The sequence below is a fragment of the Ruegeria sp. BB5 genome, from assembly GCF_056539405.1.
The window spans coordinates 205,085-226,868 of sequence record NZ_JBQFUX010000001.1 but is presented as its reverse complement, the minus strand read 5'-3'; the positions used below and the strand labels follow the sequence as shown (position 1 = coordinate 226,868).

The following is a 21,784-nucleotide window of genomic DNA, read 5'->3' as shown; positions in this document are numbered from 1 at the left end:
TTTGCAGGGCATGGGATCAAGAGAGCGGCTTGCGAGACGCCTCCTTGCGGGTATGTTGGCGGGATGACGACAGATCAGATTATTCTTTTCACCCTTTTTGCCACTGTATTCGGAATGCTTTTGTGGGGGCGGTTTCGCTATGATCTTGTGGCGTTTTCTGCGCTGTTAATCGGGGTCGTTCTTGGCGTCGTGCCGGTGGACAACGCCTTTGCCGGGTTTGGACATCCGGCAACCATTATTGTGGCGTTAGTTCTGGTTGTCTCAGCAGGGCTGGTTCGGTCGGGGGCGGTGTTTCTGATCACGCGCACGCTGGTTGATGCCTCGCGCGGGCTTGGCGCGCATATCGCACTGATGGGCGGGATCGGAGCTGTTCTGTCGGCTTTCATGAACAACGTGGCCGCACTGGCCTTGTTGATGCCGGTCGACATTCAAACCGCGCGCAAGGCGGGGCGGTCGGTAGGCCTGACCCTGATGCCGCTGAGCTTTGCCACCATTCTGGGCGGTATGGCCACCCTGATCGGGACGCCGCCAAATATCATAATCGCCTCGATCCGTGCCGAAACATTGGGCGAGCCGTTCCGGATGTTCGATTTCGCCCCTGTCGGCGGGTTAGCGGCCATTGCCGGGCTGGCCTTTGTGTCTTTGATCGGATGGCGCCTGATCCCGAACCGCGGCCCGCAAGAGGAAACGTCCGAGGCGCTGGCGGAATACATCGCCGAACTGACCATCCCTCCGGAATCAGCGCATATCGGCAAGCGGGTCAGCGAATTGTATGAGGCCGCCGAGAAATCCGACGTCGCCATCATCGGTTTGATCCGCGATGGCAAGCGGCGCTATGGACGATCGGCCCATGCTACCTTGAAACCGGGTGACGCGCTGGTGCTTGAGGCGCGGCCCGAGGCACTGGATGAATTCCGTGCGGCGCTGAACCTCGATTTTTCGGATACGCGGCGGCAGGAGTTGCTGACGGCCGAGGGCGACGGGCTGGAAGTGATCGAGGTTGTTGCCACCGAAAGCGCCCGCATTACCGGACGCACCGCGCAAGGGTTAGGGCTTGCCTGGCGGCAAAGCACTGTGCTGATGGGCATCTCGCGCCAGGGTCGCCGTATCACTGAACAGGTCCGCAAGACCGAAGTCGAGGCAGGCGATATTCTGCTGCTGCTCTGCCCTCGTGACCGCAGTGCCGACGTGACCGAATGGCTGGGCTGCCTGCCGCTGGCCACGCGTGGCCTGAACGTCACCGCCAATGACAAGGCCTGGCTGGCCATCGGGCTGTTTGTCGCTGCGGTATTGGCCGCAAGTGTCGGGCTGATCTACCTACCGATTGCTCTGGGGTTTGTCGTAGTCGCCTATGTGCTGACCAAAATCTTGCCGATTGCCGATCTCTATAACCATATCGAATGGCCGGTCGTTGTGCTGCTGGGATCGATGATCCCGCTGGGCAGTGCTCTGGAGACATCAGGCGGCACCGAATTGATCGCCAATGCGCTAGTGCAACTGACGGATGGCCTGCCCGCATGGGCGATCCTGACAGTATTGATGGTTGTTACAATGACCCTGTCGGATGTGCTGAACAACACCGCCACGGCCATCGTCGCCGCCCCCGTTGGCATCCAAATGGCGCGCACGCTTGAAGTCTCTCCCGATCCGTTTCTGATGACGGTTGCTGTGGCAGCCTCGGCCGCGTTCCTTACCCCGATCGGGCACAAGAACAACACGCTGGTGCTGGGGCCTGGCGGATATCGGTTCGGTGACTACTGGCGCATGGGGCTGCCGCTGGAAATCCTCATCGTTGCAGTTTCCGTTCCTGCCATCCTTGTCTTCTGGCCGCTTTGACGGGTAAGGGCACTGCATGAAACGATTTCTGATCCTGCAACTGCGTCCCGAGACCGAAGCTTCGGACGCCGAATACGCCTCGATACTGGACAAGACTGGCCTGTCGCCGGACCAGACCCATCGTATCCGTCTGGATTGTCAGGACCTGCCTGCGGGTCTGGATGTGACAGATTATGCCGGCGTTATCGTAGGTGGAGGCCCCGGTTGCGTCAGTGATGATCCGGCGACGAAATCTGAGATGGATGCAGGTATCGAAGCGGCCATCATGGGTTTGATGCCGCAGATCACCGCGAATGATCACCCTTTCATGGGCTGCTGTTACGGATTGGGCATTCTCGCGGCGCATCTGGGCGGCGATGTCAGCAAGAAACAGTTCGGAGAACCCGTCGGCCCCTCGACCTGCCAACTGACAGATGAAGGCGCGCTTGACCCGCTGACCGCCGGGCTGGGCGACAGTTTCGAGGCTTTCGTCGGCCACAAAGAGGCTGTGCAGTCCCTGCCCGACGGATGTGTCCACTTGCTGGCCTCGGACCCCTGTCCGTTTCAGATGATCCGCTGGGGTCAAAATGTGTATGCCACGCAGTTCCACCCCGAGGCCAACGCGCAAGATTTCGAACAGCGCATCAATATCTACAAGGATTTCGGCTACTTCCCGCCCGAAGACGCCCAGCGCCTGATCGATATCTGTCACGCCGCCGAGGTCACCAAGCCCGGCGAAATCCTGCACCGTTTCGCCCAACGCTACATGTGACCTAACGGCGCGGTTGCCTGCGCCTTGAACACTCGCTTAGGCTGATCCGAACGGCTGAGGGAGGAGTTGTTCTTGGATTTGCTAATAAATGTCGGGCTGCCGTTGTCGCTGGCCATTATCATGCTGTCCCTTGGTGTTGGGCTTCAGGTATCTGACTTCCAACGGGTGCTGCGCCGGGGTTATCCTTTTGCCATAGGCGCGCTAAGCCAAGTTGTTTTGCTGCCCGTCGCCGCCTTCATCATAGTCAAACTCTTCGCTTTGCCGCCCGAGATCGCGGTGGGGTTCATGCTGCTTAGCTTTTGCCCCGGAGGGGTCACCAGCAACATCCTGTCCAAACTGGCCAAGGCCGATGTCGCGCTGTCGGTTAGCCTGACTGCCGTGATCAGCCTGTTGTCCATGATTACCGTTCCCGTTTTGGCGGCTTGGACCATCGCTCACTTCATGGGCGAAGACGCGCCCGACGTGTCGATCACCGGGCTGGCAATTGCAATGTTCCTGATCACCACACTGCCCGTCGCCATCGGTGTCAGCCTGCGCCATTTCGCAGCCGGATTTGCCGAACGGATCGACGCGCCGCTGTCCAAGACGGCCACCGTTCTTTTCGTTCTGATCGTGATCGCCGCGCTTGCCGGGAACTGGCAGTTGTTCGTCGACAACCTTGGGATCATGGGCGCGAGTCTGATCACGCTGAACGTTGCGCTGTTGGCGATTGGATTGGGAATTGCCCGTGCCGCGAAGCTGTCGTGGACGGAAAGCAAAACGGTCTCAATTGAAACCGGCATTCAGAATTCGACACTGGGGATCACGTTGGCGGCGCTGATCACCGGGACAGACAGCGGGTTCAGCCCGCTGGCTCTGCCCTCAGCCGTCTACGGGATCATGATGTATGTCGTGGCCCTGCCCTATATCGCCTGGCTCCGCAGCCGCTGAAAGGACAAGACATGACCAACACTACTGCTGACGCCATTGTCGTGGGCGCCGGACTGGCCGGGCTGGCCGCTGCGGCTGAGTTGGGGGATCGTGGCAAGAAGGTGATCGTGCTGGATCAGGAGCCTGAGCATTTTCTGGGCGGGCAAGCGCATTGGAGTTTGGGCGGTCTTTTCATGGTCGACACGCCAGAACAGCGCCGGATGGGCATCAAAGACAGTCAGGACCTTGCGCTGCGCGACTGGATGGGCAGCGCGCAGTTTGACCGCGAAGAAGACGCATGGCCCCGCAAATGGGCCGAGGCCTATGTGGAATTCGCCGCAGGTGAAATGCGTCCGTGGCTGTATGAGATGGGCCTGCGCTGGTTCCCCATCGTTGGTTGGGCTGAACGCGGTGGGTCCTATGCGGATGGTCATGGAAATTCAGTGCCGCGGTTTCACATCACATGGGGCACCGGACCGGGCGTTCTGAAGAACTTTGTCCGACGCGTGCGCGAACATGTCAGCGCCGGTCTGATCGAGTTAAAATTCCGCCATCAGGTCAGCCACATCATTATGCAGAACGGTTGCGCCAAAGGGGTCTCGGGCGAGGTTCTAGCCGATGACACGGCACCCCACGGTGCCAAAACCAACCGCGATGAAGTGGGTGAGTTCGAGGTCTATGCGCCCTCGGTCATCGTTACCTCGGGTGGGATCGGCGGCAATTTTGAAATGGTACGCAAAAGCTGGCCCCGCGATCGGCTGGGTGAGCCGCCCAAAGATATGGTGGCGGGCGTTCCGTTTCACGTGGATGGTCGTATGATTCCCATAAGCGAAAAGGCCGGCGGGCACGTCATCAACGGCGACCGGATGTGGCACTATACTGAGGGTGTGCGGAACTGGAATCCGATCTGGCCCGCGCATGGCATCCGTATCCTGCCCGGCCCCAGCTCATTGTGGTTTGACGCGCGTGGCAATCGGTTGAAACCGCCCTTCATGCCGGGGTTCGACACGCTGGGCACGCTGCAGGAGATCCTTAAAACAGGATATGAATACAGCTGGTTTGTGCTGACCCAAAAGGTGATCAAAAAGGAATTCGCCCTGTCGGGTTCGGAACAGAACCCAGACATGACAGATGGCGGCTGGCGCGAGGTGCTGTTCCAGCGCGTCCTGACCGGCTCAAAAGCCACCGCGCCTGTCGAGGCATTCAAGGAACATGGTGAAGATTTCATTGTTGCCAACACTCTGACCGAACTGGTCAGCGGTATGAACCAGATGGGCGGTGGTCTGATCGACGAGACCCATTTGCGGGCGCAGATCGAGGCGCGGGATTCACAGGTCGACAACCCCTTTACCAAAGACGCGCAGATGGCCGCCATTCTGGCTGCTCGCAACTATCGTGGCGACAAGCTGATCCGCACCGCCAAGCCGCACAAGTTTCTTGATCCCGCAAACGGCCCGCTGATCGCCGTGAAACTGCACGTGCTGACACGCAAAACGCTGGGTGGATTGCAGACCAATCTCGACAGCCAGATGATCGGCGCGGATGGTCAGGTTGTGCCCGGCCTGTTTGCCGCAGGCGAAGTCGCCGGGTTTGGCGGCGGCGGTTATCACGGCTACAACGCGCTGGAAGGCTCGTTTCTGGGCGGCTGCATATTTTCGGGCCGCAATGCCGGGCGATCAAGGGCCGTCGCCTGACGGCCCCGCCTACCGGGTGCGCACGAATTTGATAACCGGTTCGCCTGCGGCATCCAGAAAGGCCAGCGCATCGCCTTCAACCGCGTAAGTGGTGACGCTTTGCAAGGCTTGAAAGAATTGCCGCTCAACCTCTTCCAAGGCCGGAGGACACGCCATCAGCGTGGCAGCCATATTGTCAGGGAATGTGATAGTCGCACCGGAAATGTCGGCCTGCCCGTTGAATCGGTTGCAGCCACCGCTGCCTGAAAAGGCACCATCTTGGGCAAAGTTAATCTCTGGGCGGCGCTCTGCTTCAATCGGTGCACCGTTCAGGGCGGCGGCCGTCCACTGCGTGTTGTCCAGCATGTTTCCCCCCTGCACTTGCACCAGCATAAGGTCTGCGGAATTTCCTGCCCCATCGGTCAGAACCGGATAGGCCGTATCGGTGGTGAACAGCAGGTCTTGCCCCTGGCTGATCGAGGCCCGCACCACATAGCGGTGCCCGTCCTTGATCAGCGCGTCATCGAATGTCAGCTCGAACTGCGCGGGAACGCTGTCCATTGCATAGCGTTTTGCAGCAAGGGACACTGCCGGTGCATCGGCCAGAGAGACATCCTGAAGCTCGACATATAGCGTCGCATCGGGCGGCACGGCAATCCGCTCGCGATAGGCAGCGGTTCCCGTTACGGTTCCAGCATGGCTTTGGCTGCCCAAAATAGTCAGGACAAGAGCGCAGACAACGATGGCCTGGCCGAGCTTTGGAAATGGCATGACACAATCCTTTCACTTCCACTTTGGAGAAAAGATCGTGGCCAGATCAGTATTTACAAGACCTAGTGATCCAAATCGGCGATTCCACGCCTGATTTACAGGGGCCAGATCAGCGGGATCAACAACGACGCCAGCAGCCCAACAGTCAGGTTCAGCGGAATGCCGACCTTCATGAAATCGACAAACCTGTACCCGCCCGGACCATAAACCATCATGTTGGTCTGATACCCGATCGGCGTCGCGAACGAGGCTGAGGCCGCCACCATCACCGCCACCACCAGCGGGCGCGGGTCAATCCCGACCGCCTGAGCCAACCCGATGGCAATCGGTGTCACCACCACGGCCACCGCGTTGTTTGATACCAGTTCGGTCAGCACCGAGGTCAGCAGGTATACGGCCCAGATGATCAGGAAGGGCGGCAATGAGCTGAGGCCCGGAGCAATCGCCTCGACAATCAGCGATACAGCACCGGATTTATCCAGCGCGGCCCCTATGGCCAGCATCGAGAAGATCAACGCCAGCAAGCGGCCCTCGACAAAAGAAAATGCCTCATCCGCGTCGATGCAGCGCGTGATCAGGACCACCGCAACTGCCAGAACCGACAGCAACAGGATCGGCGCGACACCCAACGCGGCCAAGGCGACGATACCGACCAGCGCGCCAATCGCAATGGGGGCATGGCTTCGCCGGAACGCACGTGCCGACGGTTGCGAAACGTCGACCATGTCCATGTCGGCGGCGAGTTTCTGAATGTCAGCGGGCGATCCTTCCAGCAGCAGCGTGTCGCCGACCCGCACCACAAGATCATCCAGTTGACGCCCGATATTCTGGTTCCGTCGGTGTACAGCCAGCACATAGACACCATACCGACGCCGCAAACGCAGCGTACCCAGCGTCCGACCCACCATGCGGCAACCTGGGGTGATCAGAACCTCGACCGTCTTGGTCTCAACGGCCGAGACCTGATCGACGCGCTTTAGTTCCTTGTTGCTTTGCAAGCTCAGCAATTCGGTCATTTCAGTTCGCAGAACGACACGGTCGCCAAGTTTCAGCTCAACACCTTTCAGATTACGCCGCAGCGACTCATCCCCGCGGATTACGTCGATCAGCCGCACACCGGGGCGCTTGAACAGCTGAACCCCTGTGACCTCTCGACCGATCAGGTTGCTTTCAGGCGGAATGACAGCCTCGGTGAAAAACTTCATTTTGGATCGGTCAGACAACAACGTCGCCATGCTGTCCCGATCCGGCAGCAGGCGCGGCGCGATGAAGCGCAGGTAGACCATACCGTAGATCACCAGAGCGATGCCCAACGGGGTCACCTCGAAAATGGTGAAGGCGGGCATCCCCTGCGCACGGGCCACACCATCCACCAACAGGTTGGTCGAGGTTCCGATCAACGTCAGCGTGCCGCCTAAAATCGCTGCATAGCTCAGCGGGATCAGCAGTTTCGAGGCCGGAACATTCAGCGTGCGCGCGATCTGTACAAATACCGGGATCATCACGACAACCACCGGCGTATTCGACACCACGGCCGACGCCAGCACAACAAACGCCATCAGCAGCCCGATGGCGAAACGCGGGTTTACCTGTGCCTGCTTTTGCGCGGTCGAGGTAAATGCGTCCAGCGCACCAGTGCGCACCAGAGCCCCCATGATGATGAACATCGCCGCAATCGTCCACGGCGCCGGGTTGGATAGAACCGCCAGCGCGCTTTGATACGGCAAGATACCCGTCACCAGCATGATGGCGACACCGCCGATGGCAACGACCTCGGTCGGGTAGACCTCACGCAGGAACATGACGAACATGCCCGCGACGACCAAAAGCGCCAGTATTGCGCTGCCTGTTTCTGTCAGTTGAAGGAATTGCATTCTTGGTATTCTGTCCGAACCCTAGCCTGGCTTGCGCGCCCGGCAGCCAGTTTCACGCATTGCGCGCGGCAGAGCAAGCCTGACATCGCCTTATTGCGGCCCGGCCTGCTGCAAACGCCCACCGACGCGCACCATTTGCACAGATTTTGCCCGTCCGTCGCGGTCATCGGTTTCAACGAACACACCGCTCAGCGTTGCTTCGCCATTGGCCGGGGTGAACCGCGCCTTGGGCATGCCGGTGATAAAGCGGCGCATCGGCTCGACCTTGTCCATCCCGATCACTGAGTCATAGTCGCCACACATCCCCGCATCGGTCAGATACGCCGTGCCACCCGGCAGGATCTGTGCATCCGCAGTTGGAACATGCGTATGAGTGCCGACCACAAGGCTTGCACGTTTGTCACAATAATGGCCCATCGCCATCTTCTCAGACGTGGCCTCGCAATGCATATCGACGATGATCGCCTGGGCCTGCCCGCCACGCGGGTGGGACTTCAGAATGGGCTCAACCGCCGAGAACGGATCGTCAAAGGGCCGTTTCATAAAGACCTGCCCCAGAACCTGCACCACCAGAACCTTGCGCCCACCCGGCGCGGTGTACAGCCGATGCCCCCGCCCCGGCGCACCCTTCGCAAAATTCACCGGGCGCACGATACGCGGTTCGCTCTCGATGAATTGCAGCATATCTTTCTGATCGAACGCGTGATCGCCCAGCGTTAGACAGTCCGCGCCCGCGTCCAGCAGCAGCTTGGCATGATCGCCGGTCAGACCCATCCCGTTCGAGGCATTCTCGCCATTGACCACAACGAAATCCAGCCGCCATTCGTCGCGCAAACGCGGCAAATGTTGCTGAATGGCCGTGCGTCCCGCACGGCCCATGACGTCACCCAGAAAAAGTATCCTCATCCAACCTGTCCTAAGTGTGGCAATGACCAAGCACAAGTGATTAAGCTGCCTGCATAATCTGCCAAAGCCTTTAAAACAGGAGAATCTTGATGACTCGCATCCTTTTGGCCGTTGCTGGCCTGTTCGCACTTGCCGCCTGCGACGAAACTCCAGCAACCGATTCCACCACGCAACTGGCGAACCCCGCGGCGACCTATTGCATCGACAGCGGCGCACAGTACGAGATACGCGACGGTGACAACGGCCAAACTGGCGTTTGCATTCTGCCGGATGGGCGCGAGGTGGATGCCTGGGAGTTCTTCCGTGAGAACCACCCGAGCTAAGGCGATCAGCCCGAGAACGTCAGAACCCGGCTCTCGGTAATCACCATATCCAGCGGCTGATCCGTGGGCTCTAACGGCAGCTCTTTGGCCTCTTGCGCGTCAAAGGCAAAGCCAATGGCCAGTGTCGGGCGCTTGGCGCGCAGACCCTGCAACGTGCGGTCGTAAAAACCGCCGCCATAGCCCAGCCGCCCGCCCAGCGCATCGAAAGCAACCAATGGGACGATCAGAATTTCGGGGTCGAAGTAATCGTCGACCTCGGGCACCTTGGCCCCAAACGGGCCCTCCTTCAGCGTGCCTTCAGGCGTCCAGCGCGAAAACTTTAGTGGCTGACCGGCAGCCTGAATGACCGGCACACCAACCGGACCATAGGCCGAGGCTTCTGCCATCGCCGCCACTGGATCAATCTCGGTACGGATCGGCATATAACCGGACAGAGGCACGCCACGGTGTCCGGCCAGAACCTCGGACAAGCGCCCCGCAGCACCGGGCAGGCGGGTGTCAAAAGCAACCTTGCGGCGTGCAAAAGCCACCTTGCGCGCAGCGGCTTTGATTTCGGTCAGATCGGTCACAGTAGCACCACGCTGGCAAGCCCCAGGAACAGGAAGAACCCCATGACATCCGTTGTAGTCGTCACGAAGGTGCCGGAGGCAAGCGCCGGGTCAGCGCCCAATCGGTCCAGCACCACAGGTACTACCGTACCGACGAACCCAGCGATGATCATGTTTACGACCAAGGCAGCGCCGATCACGACACCCAGCATTGCAGAATCGAACCACATCATCCCCACGGTTCCCAAAACGATGGCGAAACACAGGCCGTTCAGCATCCCCACCAGCAGTTCCCGCCGGATCACGCGCAATACGTTCGAACCCGTAAGGTCGCGCGTCGCCAAAGCCCGCACTGCAACTGTCAGCGATTGAGTGCCCGCATTGCCGCCCATCGACGCCACGATCGGCATCAGAATGGCCAGCGCCACCAACTGATCAATCGCCGCCTCGAACTGGGAAATCACCAGCGAGGCGCAAATCGCCGTACACAGGTTCACCGCCAGCCAAGGCAGACGCCGCTTACTGGTCGCGGCAACGCTGTCGGACAGCGAACTTTCGTTGCTGACACCCGCAAGGTGCAGCATGTCCTCTTCGTATTCCTCATCCAGAACAACCATCGCGTCGTCGATGGTGATCACACCGACCAGCCGCCCGTCTGCATCGACCACGGGCGACGAGATCAGGTGATACTGGTTGAACGCATATGCCACGTCCTCTTCGTCCTGATCGACAGGAATAGTGTGGAACTCTTCTTCGGCGATGTCGTGCAGCGGCACCTCACGCCGAGCGGCCATCAGCTTGCCTAGCATGACCTGCGCTACCGGCTTCAACCGGGGATCGACCAAAACAACGTGATAGAACTGTTCCGGCAAGTCGTCATTGGCCCGCATAAAGTCGATGGCCTGCCCAACGGTCCAATGTTCGGGGGCCATGACAACCTCGCGCTGCATAAGGCGGCCGGCCGAGTTTTCGGGGTAGGACAGCGCCTGCTCGGCCGCGATCCGTTCGGAATCCTCCAGTGCGTCAAGGATGGCCTCTTGCTGCGGTTCTTCGAGGTCTTCCAGAAGGTCGACAACATCGTCGCTTTCCATGTCCCGTACAGCGTCGGCCAGAACGTCCGGGCGCAGAACCTCGATAACCTCTTCACGAACGGCCTCATCCAGTTCCGACAAGATATCGCCGTCGAATTCCTTGTCGTACAGACGGATCAGTTGGGCGCGTTCCTGAGGGCTGATCTGTTCCAGAAGGTCGGCGATGTCCGCAGCGTGCAGCGGATCCATCAGCTCGATCAGTTTGTCGCGATCATCCACTTCGACCGCATACAGGATATCCGCCACAGTCTTGCGATCCAGCGCATAGACGTCTTCGTCACTTGTGGACTCGGTTACGGGTTCATCAAAGCCTGTTGTCATGTCTGCCCCCGTTTCGCGCGCTCATTGCCCCCTAATTAGAAGAAGCAGCTACCGGAAAACAATGACAATGCGCCGATTTACCGGCAAGTTTCGCCCGCCTATGCTGTTTCACAGTCCTAATCAGGCGGAGATGGATGAAAATGGCGCAAAAAACGCTGCTGAAAGGTCGTGTTCTGAGCTTTACGGGTTCCCCTTTTGAAGGAGAACCGACCGAGGCCGTGAAAATCAGCGGGGCCGTTCTGGTTGAAGACGACCGAATATCCGCTGTTGGGGATGCCGAAAGCCTGCGCGCCAACAACCCCGAGGCCAACGTGGTGGATCACGGCCAGAACGTGATCATGGCAGGTTTCGTCGATGCGCATGTCCACTATCCCCAAACCGCGATGATCGCCAGCTGGGGCAAACGTCTGATCGACTGGTTGAACACCTATACCTTCCCCGAAGAGATGAAGTTCGGCGATCCGGCCTATGCCGGTGAAATCGCCAACCGGTATCTGGACCTGACAGCTGCGCATGGAACGACGACCATGTGCAGTTTCTGCACCATTCACCCCGAAAGCGTTGATGCATTTTTTACCGCCGCGCAAAAGCGCAACCAACGGGTTGTGGCGGGCAAAACCTGCATGGACCGCAATGCGCCCGAGGGGCTGCGGGACACGGCGCAAACGGGTTTTGATCAGTCCCAGAAGCTGCTTGAGAATTGGCACGGCATAGATCGCCTGTCTTATGCCATCACCCCACGTTTTTCGCCCACGTCCACACCGGAACAACTGGAAGCCATGGGCGCGCTCTGGGCCGATTACCCGCATTGCCTGATGCAAACCCACCTGAGCGAACAAACCGATGAGATCGCCTGGGTCCGCGAGCTATTCCCCGAGGCACGCGATTATTTGGATACCTATGAAAAATTTGGCCTATTAGGGTCGAACGGCCTGTATGGCCACGTTATCCATCTTGAAGCACGCGAACGCGATCGCCTGCGCGAGGTCGACGCGGCGCTAATCCACTGCCCGACCTCGAACACATTCATCGGCTCTGGCTTGTTCGATATGGCGGGGTTGATGCGTGACGGCCATCGCGTCGGGTTGGCGACGGACACCGGCGGCGGGTCCAGTTTTTCGATGCTGCGAACGATGGCAGCAGCTTATGAAATCGGACAACTGCGCGGGGCGCCGCTGCACGCCGCGCAACTTTTGTGGCTAAGCACGGTTGGCTCAGCACGCACGCTGCGGATGGACGATTGCATCGGCAACGTTGCACCGGGGATGGAGGCTGATCTGATCGTGCTCGACCTCGCCTCGACCCCCGCCATTGCCCAGCGCGAAGCCTGCGCCGAGAACCTGTGGGAGGCTATCTTTCCCACCATCATGATGGGCGATGACCGGGCGATCGCAGAGGTCTGGATCGCCGGTCAACGCGTTTCCAACTAGACTTGCAGGGCGCGGGCCAGCTGGTTCTGCCGCTCGATCACGCGGGGCATGTCCAAACTGGTGACATGCCCGTCACACACGATCTGGCGGCCCTCGACGAACAGGTGCTTGACCTTCACTGGCCCGGCCAACAACAGAGCCGCCGGGTCCCAACTGCCGGCGCTTTCGATACAGCTTGTGTCCCAAATCGCGATGTCAGCGCGTTTTCCGGGTTCCAGACGTCCGCAATCAGGACGGTTCAGCACATCTGCACCACCGCGTGTCGCAATCTCTAGCACTTCGCGCGACGACATGGCATCCGCGCCGTTGGCTACCCGTTGCAACAGCATGGCCTGACGCGCCTCGAGGATCAGGTTGCCGCTGTCATTGCTGGCTGAACCATCCACGCCCAGACCAACAGGCACGCCGTGATCCCGCATCTCGCGCACCGGCGCGATTCCCGAACCCAGCCGACAATTGGAACAGGGGCAATGCGCGACGCCGGTTTGTGTTTTGGCGAACAGGTCTATTTCCACCCCATCCAGTTTGACGCAATGGGCGTGCCAGACGTCCGTGCCGGTCCAGCCCAAATCCTCGGCATATTGGCCCGGACGGCAGCCAAACTGGGCCTGCGAATAGGCGATGTCCTCGTCATTTTCCGCTAGATGAGTATGCAGCATAACGCCCTTGTTCCTAGCGAGAAGCGCAGCATCGCGCATCAGGTCACGGCTGACGGAAAATGGCGAACACGGTGCAAGCCCTACACGGCACATTGCGCCTTCGGACGGGTCATGAAACGCGTCGACCACACGGATCATGTCGTCCAGAATCGCTTGCTCTTTTTCGACCAAGGCGTCGGGCGGCAGACCTCCGTCGCTTTCTCCGATACTCATCGCACCGCGCGTCGGATGGAATCGCATTCCGATGTCGGCGGCGGCAGCAATCGTGTCATCCAGCCGGGCACCGTTGGGGTACAGGTAAAGGTGGTCGGAACTGAGTGTACACCCTGACAGCGCCAGCTCGGCCAACCCGATCTGGGCCGAGACAAACATTTCTTCGGGCCCAAAGCGGGACCAGATGGGATAAAGCGTCTTAAGCCAACCAAACAACAGCGCATCCTGCCCACCGGGCACCGCACGGGTAAGGCTTTGGTAAAGGTGGTGATGGGTATTCACCAGACCCGGCGTGACGACACATCCTGTGGCGTCATGCACCTCTCCGGTTGTTTGCAGTCCGTGGCCGATCTGGTCGATCTGTCCACCGCGGATCAGGATATCCGCGCCGGAAAGCTCGCGGCGTGTGTCATCCATCGTCAGGATGGTGTCTGCGTTCTTGATCAGGATTTCGGTCATGTCGCCCTCCTTGCATCCGCCCGTTTCGTGCAAGAAGGTATGGGCTGGCGGAAAACGGGCATAAGAACCAGCCGGGCAGAGATTACCTGACCAGCCTTAACCCGACAAGCTGTTTCAGTAGTTGCGCAGAAGCTTTAGCGCCGCCGCATGTAATTCGGCATTTGCCGCAGCCAACACCCGTCCGCCCTCATGGGCTGGACCACCTTGCCAATCTGTCACGATACCACTTGCGGCCTCGATCACCGCAATGGGGGCTTGAACATCATAAGCATTCAGGCCCGCTTCGATCACCAGATCGACCTGCCCCGCCGCCAGCAAAGCGTAAGCGTAGCAATCCATGCCATACCGGGTCAGTTGCACCTGTTGGGCCACAGCCTCGAACCCGGCGCGTTCTTCAGGGGTGCCGACCTCGGGGAAGGTCGTGAACAGAATGGCCTGATCCAGGCTGGAGGTTTTGCGAGTTTTCAGCGGCATAGTTCCGGTCGGCCCAGTCGCCTGTGCAACATCCACTGATCCAAGGAAACGTTCGCCGATATAGGGCTGATCAATGACGCCCAAGAACGGCCCGTTCTGGTTGCTCAGCGCGATCAGCACGCCCCATGTCGGTGTGCCGCTGATAAAACCGCGGGTGCCATCGATCGGGTCCAACACCCACGTCCGGCCGGAACTGCCCTGAGTCTGGCCGAACTCCTCGCCGAAAATGCTGTCATCGGGGCGGTGCTTGGCCAGAACCTCGCGCATGGCCTTTTCCGCGTTCCGATCCGCGGCCGTGACCGGATCAAAGCCGTCGACCAGCTTGTTCGAAGTCTCAATATTTGATTGTCTAAAAAACGGAAGAATGGCCGCACGCGCCGCGTCGGCCATTTCTTCGGCTACATCCAGATCACTTAAAGTTGTCTCTTGCATGCGCTACCCGTGCGGATCACACGTGCCAGAGTCAACCCCGGTTCTCTCAGGCGACGTCGCTCAGGACGCGGGCAAGTTCGAACAAGCGGCGGCGCTGGTTTTCCGGAATCGCATAGTAAGAGCGCACCAGATCCAGAGCTTCCTTGTCCCCCATCAGATCGGCCGGAACCGATTTTTTGCCGGCTGTTTCCTTTTCAGATTCTTCCAGACCCTCAAAGAAAAAGCTGACGGGAACATCCAATGCCTCGGCAATGTCCCAAAGGCGCGACGCGCTGATCCGGTTGGCCCCGGTCTCGTATTTCTGAATCTGTTGAAACTTAATACCAACCTGCTGCGCCAACTGCTGTTGGGTCATGCCAATCAGCCAGCGGCGATGCCTGACGCGTTTGCCCACATGGACATCGACGTGATGGGTCATTGGTATTCTCCTCTTAACTACACACACAACTAATTCGGGTGTGCGACATGCATGTACTACCGCAACACTAGCGAGCCGCCCTTAACCACTCCCTAATCAGGAACATGCCCCCCAAATCAGCACCTGGGACAATATTGCTCTTTTTGGGCTTTTTTTCAAGAAGGTTGAATCTGTTTCGCCATGCACAGGACTAAGGTTGTGCCCTTTCGATCCCGCACACGCAGTTACCGTAGGGAAGCCTGAGACGTCATCCACACAGTCCTTTCCGCCGCGCCGGGTAAGCGATTGACATTCCCCGGTCAGCACGAACCTATGCGCCAAACCACAGGAGCCCGACCATGCTGGCCTATAGAATTTCATCTACGGACGCCGCCGCCCAGCTTTGCGACATTGACGTGCCGACCCCACAAGAAGGCCAGGTCCGTGTCGCGATCAAGGCATGCGGTCTGAACTTTGCCGATCTGCTGATGCAGAAGGGAACGTACCAGGACACGCCGCCCGCGCCGTTCACTCAAGGAATGGAAATCGCCGGCGTGGTCGAAACAACAGGTCCCGGCGTTTCGCATCTGAGCGCCGGTGATCGCATTGCGTTCTATTCAGGTCAGGGCGGCCTGGCAGAATTCGGTGTGTTTGACGCTGAACGCGCAATTCCCCTGCCCGATTCGGTCAGCTTTGAGGACGCCGCCGCGATTCAGATCGCTTATGGCACCAGTCACATCGCCCTGGATCACCGCGCCCAATTACAACCCGGAGAAACCCTGCTGGTCACTGGCGCGGCTGGCGGTGTTGGGCTGACCGCCGTCGAGATCGGCAAGCTGATGGGGGCAACCGTAATTGCGCAGGCGCGCGGCGCAGACAAACTGGCGGTCGCTCAGGCAGCGGGGGCGGATCACCTGATTGATGCGTCCGAGGATTTACGCGCGCGTGTCAAGGAACTGGGCGGAGCGGACGTGGTGTATGACGCCGTTGGCGGCGACGTGTTCAAAGCCGCCTTTCGCGCCACCAACCCCGAAGGCCGCCTGCTGCCTATCGGTTTTGCAGGCGGAGATGTGCCGCAGATTCCGGCCAATCATCTGCTGGTTAAGAACCTGACGGTGATCGGCTTTTACATCGGTGGTTATCTGACCTTTCGGCCGCAGATCGTTCAGGACAGTTTTGACACGTTGTTTCGGTGGTGTGCCGAAGGGCGGATCAAGCCGCATATCAGCCACGTGCTGCCCCTGTCGGATATCGAGAAAGGCTTGCAATTGTTGCGCGACCGTGCGGCAACCGGCAAGGTCGTGATTACGCCCTAACCGACCACAGCCTTCAGGGGCGCACTGCCGAGCATGCGGAAATTCTGTCGAACCAAAGCTGCAAGTGCCTCAACCAACGGCCCGCGTCCGGTATCGCCTCCGTACAGGTTGATCATATGTTCGGGCAGCTCAGGCAATACACCGCCATCATCGATTTGAACCAAATGCGCAGCCTCGGTTCCGTCGAGCATGGCGTGGACGGCCAAGTCAGCGGCAACGGTCGCCTCGATGGTGCGATCATTTTCGGTTTCAACCGACAGCTCCCACGGGATGCCAGCCTCATCCAATGCCGCGATGACCTGTGGCCGGAACATGCAGCGACGGCCAAGCGCTATTGGGATCGGCCGCTTGCGCCACGCCGACCCACCCGGCGCCCCGATCCAGCGCAACGGCAATTCGGCGATGATTTCGCCCCCCTCGCCGGCACTTGCCTCAGTTGTGAGGATCAAATCGCATTCGCCGCGTTTGAACATTTCCTTCAACTGCATCGTGTACGAAGAAATCAACTGCACCCGCACCCGCGGGAAATCCACGTTGAAACGCTGCAGGACACGCGGAATAGCCGGGTAAACGATGTCATGCGGCACACCCAGAACGACTTCGCCCTCAAAGGCTTGGTCAGTGAGTTTCGAGATCACCTCATCGTTCAACGCAATCATCCGGCGGGCATAAGCCAACAGTTGTTCTCCGGAAGCTGTCAGCGCGATGGTTCGGCCACTGCGATCCAGCAGTTCCAGTCCCAGCAGCTCTTCCAGACGCTTCAACTGCATTGAAACGGCTGATTGCGTCAGGTGCAGGAACCCGGCGGCACGTGTCACTCCACCCTGATCCGCCACCGCCACAAACGATCGCAATGTCGTAATGTCCAAATTCCGCATGTTCACGAATCCTTATGCATCACTTCAAAAACATTCATTTTTAAAATGTCTCATAGTGCGCCATATAAATCAAGGAACTTGATGAGAAAGCAAAAACTCATCGAGGATCAATGAAAGGACATATATTATGACCCAAATTGCAATTCACAGACCTTGCCCGCCCCGTCGTCGTTTTGGCCTGACCATGTTGTTGGATGCGTTCTCGCTGCGTCGCCAGCGTTGCACGCTGGCCAGATTGGATGCACGAGCACTAGAAGATATCGGAATCACCCGCGAACAGGCCGATGCCGAAGCCGCTCGCCCCTTCTGGGATGCACCGGAATTCTGGCAAAAATGACCCTGACACTCATGTTTTCCGACTGAATGGCGGCCCGCTGACGCAGGTCGCCATTTTGTTGCATGTTTTAACCGGTTTCCCACTCTAAACTCTTGAAACACGGGCCGCAGTTGCCGATATTTGCTGGGAACGGGGTCCGGGTTTCGGACCGCGAAAAGAATTATGTGAAGGGAGACCCTTTAATGGCACAATTTGACACGATCCGGACGGCTGCCGGTACGCGCGCTGCCCAGATTGACGAGGGCCTGCGCGCCCATATGAACAAAGTCTACGGCACGATGTCTGTGGGCATGCTGATCACGGCGCTCGCCGCATGGGCGATTGCCGGTCTTGCTGTGACGTCTGATCCGACCAACGCAGTGGCCCAGATCGGCGCTGACCGTTACCTGACCAGCCTGGGTGGGGCACTATTCATGTCGCCGCTGAAATGGGTTGTGATCTTCTCGCCTCTGGCCTTCCTAATCTTCGGATGGGGCGCACTTATGCGGCGCGGGTCGGCTGCAGCCGTACAGCTGGGCTTTTTCGTCTTCGCCGCCGTAATGGGCGTGTCGATGAGCTCGGTGTTCATGATCTACACCCCCTACTCGATCGCACAGACGTTCATCGTGACCTCGATTGCCTTTGCTGGCCTGAGCCTCTTTGGCTACACCACCAAGCGCAACCTGAGCGGCATGGGCACGTTCCTGATGATGGGCTTGATCGGCCTGCTGGTGGCGATGGTCATCAACATCTTCCTGCAATCGCCTGCAATGATGTTCGCAATCTCGGCAATCGGTGTGCTGATCTTTGCTGGTCTGACCGCGTTCTACACGCAGGACATCAAGAACACCTACATTGCGCACGCGACCCATGGTGATCAGGAGTGGTTGAACAAAGCCGCAATTGACGGAGCGCTGAGCCTGTACATCTCGTTCCTGAACATGTTCCAGTTCCTGCTGATGTTCATGGGGCAGCAAGAATAACGCGCTTCAACACTGCACCAATCAATCAGGGCGGGTCCAAAACGACCCGCCTTTTCATTTGGCCGCCACTTGGCCGCTTGTGCGACCCCAGAAGTAGGGTGGCTCTCGAGTTGGCGACCGAACAAGAAAAAGCCCCGTCCTGATGGCGGGGCTTCAAAAACTGAATTGTGCAGGTGTCTTAGCTGCAGTTCAAAGGAACGGCAAAGCCCGAACTGCGCTTGGAATTGCCCTTGCGATACACATTACCCGCCGGCAGACAACCAGTGAACTGCTCGACGTTCTGTCCAAAGCCTCCACCGTAGGTGTTGTTCACCTTACCGCTGGAAGTGCGCAATACACCAAACAGGGTGCCATTCACGTCAACTGTGCTCAGATACAGATTGGCTCCGCTCGCGCTCAGATGAACGGCATCGTCGGTGTTCTGCCCGGCATTGTCGATCGCGACCCGAGCCACTTTATCGATTTCAGTTGCGTCCGTTGTCACATTGATTGTGGGCAACAATGCCAGTTCAGCCGGGACGTTCGTCGCGGGCGGCAGGAAGGCTGCCGTGCCCGGCACATCCGAAAGGGTACGCGGTTCGCCGTCGATTCCCGTGAATCCGACGCCTTGACGGTTGAATGGATCCTCACAGGCTGCAAGGGCCAGAACGGTTATTGTGGATAACAAGATTTTTTTCATGGCGGCCAACATTTTGGAACGAGTTGTTGAAGCGTATGAGTAAGACGTCAAAAAAAGCAACCCGTCGACGATCCGATTGCCCCAATCGCTGATGCTTCGTTGCAACGGCGCGAAACGCCACAAGCGCGATCCCATCGGGATATGCGCAAAGAAAAAGGGTCCTGCCGCGGCAGAACCCTTTAAAAAACTGTCCAAGCTGGACGGCAGATTACTTAATCTTGCCTTCCTTATACTCGACATGCTTCCGAACGACCGGATCGTATTTACGAATGGTCATTTTCTCGGTCATGGTGCGCGCGTTTTTCTTGGTCACGTAGAAGTGGCCCGTGCCCGCGGTCGAGTTCAGACGGATCTTGATTGTCGTCGGCTTCGCCATGGTTATCTCCTGCGTCCGGAAAGGCAGGGGCCTTTCGGTTGAATTCCTATGAGCGTGCGCTTTTACTCGGTCGCGCAGCCGAGTCAACCAGATTCCGCGCACAACGCGCACAATTCCTGCAGTCGCACCCTGCCCCGGTTTGGCGCGATCACGGTTCTGTGATAAGGTCCCGCCGTTCTATCCCACAAAGAAGCCGACGACAGGCTCGTATTTCGAAACGGCAGCAACAGGCGAAACCCTCTGCGAGCAGAGGTTTTAAGCATGTTTTTGGGGGGCTATCATGACGGAATGGAAACTTCAGGGTGAAGAATTGGCCAATTGCAACTGCAACTTTGGTTGCCCGTGTCAGTTCAGCGTCCTTCCAAGCCATGGCAATTGCGAGGCTGTTGTCGTGTTCGATATCGAGTCCGGGAACTATGGCGACACCGATCTTGCTGGAGTACGCGCGGCTGGCGTGTACCACTGGCCTGGCCCCATTCACGAAGGCAACGGCCAGATGCAGCTGATCATTGACGAAGCCGCCAGCGCCGACCAGCGCGCCGCTATTGAGGCCATCATGAAAGGTGAAGACACCGACGAAATGGCGACCATGTGGTACGTCTATAGCGCCATGGCCCCGACAAAACATGAAACACTGTACGCCCCGATCGAACTGAAATGGGATCGGAATGAGCGTGCTGGATACGCCAAAGTTTCGGGTATCTTCGATGTAGAGGTCAGCCCGATCCCGCATATCGTCTCGGGCATGCCGCATCGTGCCTCGATACAATTGCCCAACGGGTTCGAGTATCGCCACGCCGAGGCGGCCTCGGGGACCGCCAAGACAACAGGCGGCGCGATCAGCCTAACCTTTGACGCAACACACGCGCATTTGGCGCATCTCAACATCTCAGGCCACGGAGTCCTCGGCGCATAGCGGAGGCTAACATGAGCACGTCCCCTCCCCGTCCCGGAGTCGTAGATCGGGTGCTGCGGCGCGACAGCGGCATCGTTGTGTTCTGCGTTCTGCTGATCATTCTGGGCGCGTCCTGGTACACGGTTGCGGGCATCGGTATGAACATGTCCGCCATCGACATGACCCGAATGGCTGGCCCGATTGGCGAGCCGATGAGTATGGCGACTGAAACACGCTGGACACCGATCTACGCCGTTCTGGTTTTCCTAATGTGGTGGGTCATGATGATTGCCATGATGACCCCCAGCGCTGCCCCCACCGTTCTGTTGTATACGGCGATCAAACGAATGGGGCCTGACAAGTTGCGGGCGTCGCGTCTCAGCCTGCTTTTTTTGACGGGCTATCTGGTTGCCTGGGCGGTGTTCAGCATCATTGCAACCGGGGCGCAATGGGCGATGGAAAGCGTCGGACTGTCCGATGGGCCGATGATGACGATCCATTCAAAATTTTTTGCAGGATGCGTGCTGACCGCTGCCGGTTTGTACCAGTTGTCCAGCCTGAAAAACGCCTGTCTGCGCCACTGCCGCAGCCCCGCCCAATTCCTGGCCGACCATAACAGGCCCGGTGCCTATGGCGCGTTTCGTACCGGCGCGCTGCATGGTGCGTTTTGCCTGGGATGTTGCTGGGCGTTGATGTTGCTGCTGTTCGTGGGCGGAGTGATGAACCTTTATTGGATTGTGGGCATTGCCGTTTATGTCGCGTTGGAAAAGCTGATGCCGCGGGTGCGGTGGTTCGTTCCGCTCACTGGTGTTGCGTTGATCGTCGTGGGCGTTTGGCTGATCGCAATCTCATAGATCGCGACAGGCTGAAACGTTCATAAGGGCTGAAGGACCGGCCAAATTTCGGGTTCTGCATTAACTTTTTTGACAGGAGGTAGTCATGCCTATTTTTATCACCTACGCGTCCTATTCGCCGGAAGGCGTTAAGGGAATGCTTAAGAAACCCGTGGACCGTTCGGGCGCAATCAGGGCATTGCTGAAAAAAGCCGGCGGTAAGCTGGTGGCGTTTTACATGACCTCTGGCGACAATGACGTGGTGGTTGTCAGCGAATTGCCGGAAAGCACGGATGCAGTTGCTATAGGCATGGCCGTTGCAGCATCAGGCGCGGTGTCAAAAGTTGAAACCGTGCGCGCATGGAAGGCAAAGGACTTTGTCGCTGTGACCAAAAAAGCCGCAAAACTGACCGGAGCCTACAAGGCGCCGGGCCGTTAATC

General features: G+C 58.6%; 23 protein-coding genes. 12 read left to right on the top strand and 11 right to left on the bottom strand.

Annotated features, from left to right (window positions below; translation table 11 throughout):
- Positions 1–63 precede the first annotated feature (63 nt).
- From ACR0DL_RS01130 to ACR0DL_RS01115, 4 genes are all read left to right on the top strand, one after another.
- Complete coding sequence (locus tag ACR0DL_RS01130; protein ID WP_170347967.1) at positions 64–1,836, top strand: SLC13 family permease; 1,773 nt, start codon at positions 64–66, stop codon at positions 1,834–1,836.
- Positions 1,837–1,852: 16 nt separating this feature from the next.
- The gene (locus ACR0DL_RS01125) at positions 1,853–2,587 is read left to right on the top strand and encodes a glutamine amidotransferase (RefSeq protein ID WP_480687201.1); all 735 of its coding nucleotides are present in this window, start codon (positions 1,853–1,855) and stop codon (positions 2,585–2,587) included.
- 72 nt (positions 2,588–2,659) lie between these two features.
- Positions 2,660–3,517 carry a bile acid:sodium symporter family protein gene (locus ACR0DL_RS01120; protein ID WP_170374406.1) on the top strand — a complete coding sequence of 286 codons (858 nt, stop codon included), beginning with the start codon at positions 2,660–2,662 and terminating at the stop codon, positions 3,515–3,517.
- A gap of 11 nt (positions 3,518–3,528) precedes the next feature.
- A complete protein-coding gene (locus ACR0DL_RS01115) occupies positions 3,529–5,190 on the top strand; it encodes an FAD-binding dehydrogenase (RefSeq protein ID WP_480687199.1) in 1,662 nt (553 codons plus the stop codon).
- A gap of 9 nt (positions 5,191–5,199) precedes the next feature.
- On the opposite strand, the gene ACR0DL_RS01110 is transcribed toward ACR0DL_RS01115, so the two are convergent.
- From ACR0DL_RS01110 to ACR0DL_RS01100, 3 genes are all read right to left on the bottom strand, one after another.
- Positions 5,200–5,940, bottom strand: coding sequence for a YbaY family lipoprotein (locus ACR0DL_RS01110; RefSeq protein WP_170347963.1), 741 nt, complete (start codon positions 5,938–5,940; stop codon positions 5,200–5,202).
- 95 nt (positions 5,941–6,035) lie between these two features.
- Positions 6,036–7,814: an SLC13 family permease gene (locus tag ACR0DL_RS01105; RefSeq protein ID WP_480687197.1), complete on the bottom strand. Its 1,779-nt coding sequence runs from the start codon at positions 7,812–7,814 to the stop codon at positions 6,036–6,038.
- 90 nt (positions 7,815–7,904) lie between these two features.
- Positions 7,905–8,720 (bottom strand): TIGR00282 family metallophosphoesterase, encoded by an 816-nt coding sequence (locus ACR0DL_RS01100; protein ID WP_226688733.1) that lies wholly within the window; start codon positions 8,718–8,720, stop codon positions 7,905–7,907.
- 89 nt (positions 8,721–8,809) lie between these two features.
- On the opposite strand from ACR0DL_RS01100, the gene ACR0DL_RS01095 reads away from it, so the two are divergent.
- Complete coding sequence (locus ACR0DL_RS01095; protein WP_170347960.1) at positions 8,810–9,043, top strand: putative hemolysin; 234 nt, start codon at positions 8,810–8,812, stop codon at positions 9,041–9,043.
- A gap of 5 nt (positions 9,044–9,048) precedes the next feature.
- On the opposite strand, the gene ACR0DL_RS01090 is transcribed toward ACR0DL_RS01095, so the two are convergent.
- Entirely contained in the window at positions 9,049–9,612 is a 564-nt protein-coding gene (locus ACR0DL_RS01090) for a 5-formyltetrahydrofolate cyclo-ligase (RefSeq protein ID WP_480687195.1), read from the bottom strand.
- Positions 9,609–11,003 (bottom strand): magnesium transporter, encoded by a 1,395-nt coding sequence (gene mgtE, locus ACR0DL_RS01085; RefSeq protein WP_170360390.1) that lies wholly within the window; start codon positions 11,001–11,003, stop codon positions 9,609–9,611. The genes ACR0DL_RS01090 and mgtE overlap by 4 nt, the downstream gene beginning before the upstream one ends.
- 140 nt (positions 11,004–11,143) lie before the next feature.
- Between mgtE and guaD the strand changes: the two genes are divergently transcribed.
- Positions 11,144–12,433 carry a guanine deaminase gene (gene guaD, locus ACR0DL_RS01080; RefSeq protein ID WP_480687192.1) on the top strand — a complete coding sequence of 430 codons (1,290 nt, stop codon included), beginning with the start codon at positions 11,144–11,146 and terminating at the stop codon, positions 12,431–12,433.
- Here the strand turns inward: guaD and ACR0DL_RS01075 are convergent.
- The 3 genes from ACR0DL_RS01075 to ACR0DL_RS01065 all read right to left on the bottom strand — a co-directional run bounded on the left by ACR0DL_RS01075 (position 12,430) and on the right by ACR0DL_RS01065 (position 15,088).
- A complete protein-coding gene (locus ACR0DL_RS01075; protein ID WP_480687190.1) occupies positions 12,430–13,764 on the bottom strand; it encodes an 8-oxoguanine deaminase in 1,335 nt (444 codons plus the stop codon). The genes guaD and ACR0DL_RS01075 overlap by 4 nt on opposite strands.
- 114 nt (positions 13,765–13,878) lie before the next feature.
- Positions 13,879–14,670: a histidinol-phosphatase gene (hisN, locus tag ACR0DL_RS01070; RefSeq protein WP_480687188.1), complete on the bottom strand. Its 792-nt coding sequence runs from the start codon at positions 14,668–14,670 to the stop codon at positions 13,879–13,881.
- A 46-nt stretch (positions 14,671–14,716) separates the two neighbouring features.
- Entirely contained in the window at positions 14,717–15,088 is a 372-nt protein-coding gene (locus tag ACR0DL_RS01065; protein WP_170347955.1) for a helix-turn-helix domain-containing protein, read from the bottom strand.
- A 338-nt stretch (positions 15,089–15,426) separates the two neighbouring features.
- Between ACR0DL_RS01065 and ACR0DL_RS01060 the strand changes: the two genes are divergently transcribed.
- The gene (locus tag ACR0DL_RS01060) at positions 15,427–16,383 is read left to right on the top strand and encodes an NADPH:quinone oxidoreductase family protein (protein WP_480687186.1); all 957 of its coding nucleotides are present in this window, start codon (positions 15,427–15,429) and stop codon (positions 16,381–16,383) included.
- Here the strand turns inward: ACR0DL_RS01060 and ACR0DL_RS01055 are convergent.
- The gene (locus tag ACR0DL_RS01055; RefSeq protein WP_170347953.1) at positions 16,380–17,261 is read right to left on the bottom strand and encodes a LysR family transcriptional regulator; all 882 of its coding nucleotides are present in this window, start codon (positions 17,259–17,261) and stop codon (positions 16,380–16,382) included. The two genes, ACR0DL_RS01060 and ACR0DL_RS01055, sit on opposite strands and share 4 nt — an antisense overlap.
- Before the next feature lie 127 nt (positions 17,262–17,388).
- On the opposite strand from ACR0DL_RS01055, the gene ACR0DL_RS01050 reads away from it, so the two are divergent.
- Both ACR0DL_RS01050 and ACR0DL_RS01045 read left to right on the top strand, forming a co-directional pair.
- Entirely contained in the window at positions 17,389–17,598 is a 210-nt protein-coding gene (locus ACR0DL_RS01050) for a DUF1127 domain-containing protein (protein ID WP_170347952.1), read from the top strand.
- 182 nt (positions 17,599–17,780) lie between these two features.
- Positions 17,781–18,560: a Bax inhibitor-1/YccA family protein gene (locus tag ACR0DL_RS01045; protein ID WP_170347951.1), complete on the top strand. Its 780-nt coding sequence runs from the start codon at positions 17,781–17,783 to the stop codon at positions 18,558–18,560.
- 178 nt (positions 18,561–18,738) lie between these two features.
- On the opposite strand, the gene ACR0DL_RS01040 is transcribed toward ACR0DL_RS01045, so the two are convergent.
- Together ACR0DL_RS01040 and rpmG are read right to left on the bottom strand one after the other, a co-directional pair.
- Positions 18,739–19,374, bottom strand: a complete 636-nt coding sequence (locus ACR0DL_RS01040; RefSeq protein WP_480687184.1) for a hypothetical protein — start codon at positions 19,372–19,374, stop codon at positions 18,739–18,741.
- A gap of 73 nt (positions 19,375–19,447) precedes the next feature.
- A complete protein-coding gene (rpmG, locus tag ACR0DL_RS01035) occupies positions 19,448–19,615 on the bottom strand; it encodes a 50S ribosomal protein L33 (protein WP_037309480.1) in 168 nt (55 codons plus the stop codon).
- Between the two features lie 280 nt (positions 19,616–19,895).
- Between rpmG and ACR0DL_RS01030 the strand changes: the two genes are divergently transcribed.
- The 3 genes from ACR0DL_RS01030 (at position 19,896) to ACR0DL_RS01020 (ending at position 21,782) form a co-directional block, all read left to right on the top strand.
- Complete coding sequence (locus ACR0DL_RS01030) at positions 19,896–20,531, top strand: DUF1326 domain-containing protein (protein ID WP_170395555.1); 636 nt, start codon at positions 19,896–19,898, stop codon at positions 20,529–20,531.
- An 11-nt stretch (positions 20,532–20,542) separates the two neighbouring features.
- Positions 20,543–21,364 carry a DUF2182 domain-containing protein gene (locus ACR0DL_RS01025; protein ID WP_170395553.1) on the top strand — a complete coding sequence of 274 codons (822 nt, stop codon included), beginning with the start codon at positions 20,543–20,545 and terminating at the stop codon, positions 21,362–21,364.
- Between the two features lie 85 nt (positions 21,365–21,449).
- Complete coding sequence (locus tag ACR0DL_RS01020; protein WP_480687182.1) at positions 21,450–21,782, top strand: GYD domain-containing protein; 333 nt, start codon at positions 21,450–21,452, stop codon at positions 21,780–21,782.
- Positions 21,783–21,784: the final 2 nt, after the last annotated feature.

Coding starts and splice junctions, on each gene's coding strand:
- ACR0DL_RS01105 (WP_480687197.1), bottom strand. CDS start 7,814: ATGCAATTCCTTCAACTGACAGAAACAGGCAGCGCAATACTGGCGCTT.
- ACR0DL_RS01050 (WP_170347952.1), top strand. CDS start 17,389: ATGACCCAAATTGCAATTCACAGACCTTGCCCGCCCCGTCGTCGTTTT.
- ACR0DL_RS01110 (WP_170347963.1), bottom strand. CDS start 5,940: ATGCCATTTCCAAAGCTCGGCCAGGCCATCGTTGTCTGCGCTCTTGTC.
- ACR0DL_RS01125 (WP_480687201.1), top strand. CDS start 1,853: ATGAAACGATTTCTGATCCTGCAACTGCGTCCCGAGACCGAAGCTTCG.
- ACR0DL_RS01060 (WP_480687186.1), top strand. CDS start 15,427: ATGCTGGCCTATAGAATTTCATCTACGGACGCCGCCGCCCAGCTTTGC.
- ACR0DL_RS01020 (WP_480687182.1), top strand. CDS start 21,450: ATGCCTATTTTTATCACCTACGCGTCCTATTCGCCGGAAGGCGTTAAG.
- ACR0DL_RS01100 (WP_226688733.1), bottom strand. CDS start 8,720: ATGAGGATACTTTTTCTGGGTGACGTCATGGGCCGTGCGGGACGCACG.
- mgtE (WP_170360390.1), bottom strand. CDS start 11,003: ATGACAACAGGCTTTGATGAACCCGTAACCGAGTCCACAAGTGACGAA.
- ACR0DL_RS01025 (WP_170395553.1), top strand. CDS start 20,543: ATGAGCACGTCCCCTCCCCGTCCCGGAGTCGTAGATCGGGTGCTGCGG.
- rpmG (WP_037309480.1), bottom strand. CDS start 19,615: ATGGCGAAGCCGACGACAATCAAGATCCGTCTGAACTCGACCGCGGGC.
- guaD (WP_480687192.1), top strand. CDS start 11,144: ATGGCGCAAAAAACGCTGCTGAAAGGTCGTGTTCTGAGCTTTACGGGT.
- ACR0DL_RS01095 (WP_170347960.1), top strand. CDS start 8,810: ATGACTCGCATCCTTTTGGCCGTTGCTGGCCTGTTCGCACTTGCCGCC.
- ACR0DL_RS01130 (WP_170347967.1), top strand. CDS start 64: ATGACGACAGATCAGATTATTCTTTTCACCCTTTTTGCCACTGTATTC.
- ACR0DL_RS01055 (WP_170347953.1), bottom strand. CDS start 17,261: ATGCGGAATTTGGACATTACGACATTGCGATCGTTTGTGGCGGTGGCG.
- ACR0DL_RS01075 (WP_480687190.1), bottom strand. CDS start 13,764: ATGACCGAAATCCTGATCAAGAACGCAGACACCATCCTGACGATGGAT.
- ACR0DL_RS01065 (WP_170347955.1), bottom strand. CDS start 15,088: ATGACCCATCACGTCGATGTCCATGTGGGCAAACGCGTCAGGCATCGC.
- hisN (WP_480687188.1), bottom strand. CDS start 14,670: ATGCAAGAGACAACTTTAAGTGATCTGGATGTAGCCGAAGAAATGGCC.
- ACR0DL_RS01045 (WP_170347951.1), top strand. CDS start 17,781: ATGGCACAATTTGACACGATCCGGACGGCTGCCGGTACGCGCGCTGCC.
- ACR0DL_RS01115 (WP_480687199.1), top strand. CDS start 3,529: ATGACCAACACTACTGCTGACGCCATTGTCGTGGGCGCCGGACTGGCC.
- ACR0DL_RS01030 (WP_170395555.1), top strand. CDS start 19,896: ATGACGGAATGGAAACTTCAGGGTGAAGAATTGGCCAATTGCAACTGC.
- ACR0DL_RS01040 (WP_480687184.1), bottom strand. CDS start 19,374: ATGGGATCGCGCTTGTGGCGTTTCGCGCCGTTGCAACGAAGCATCAGC.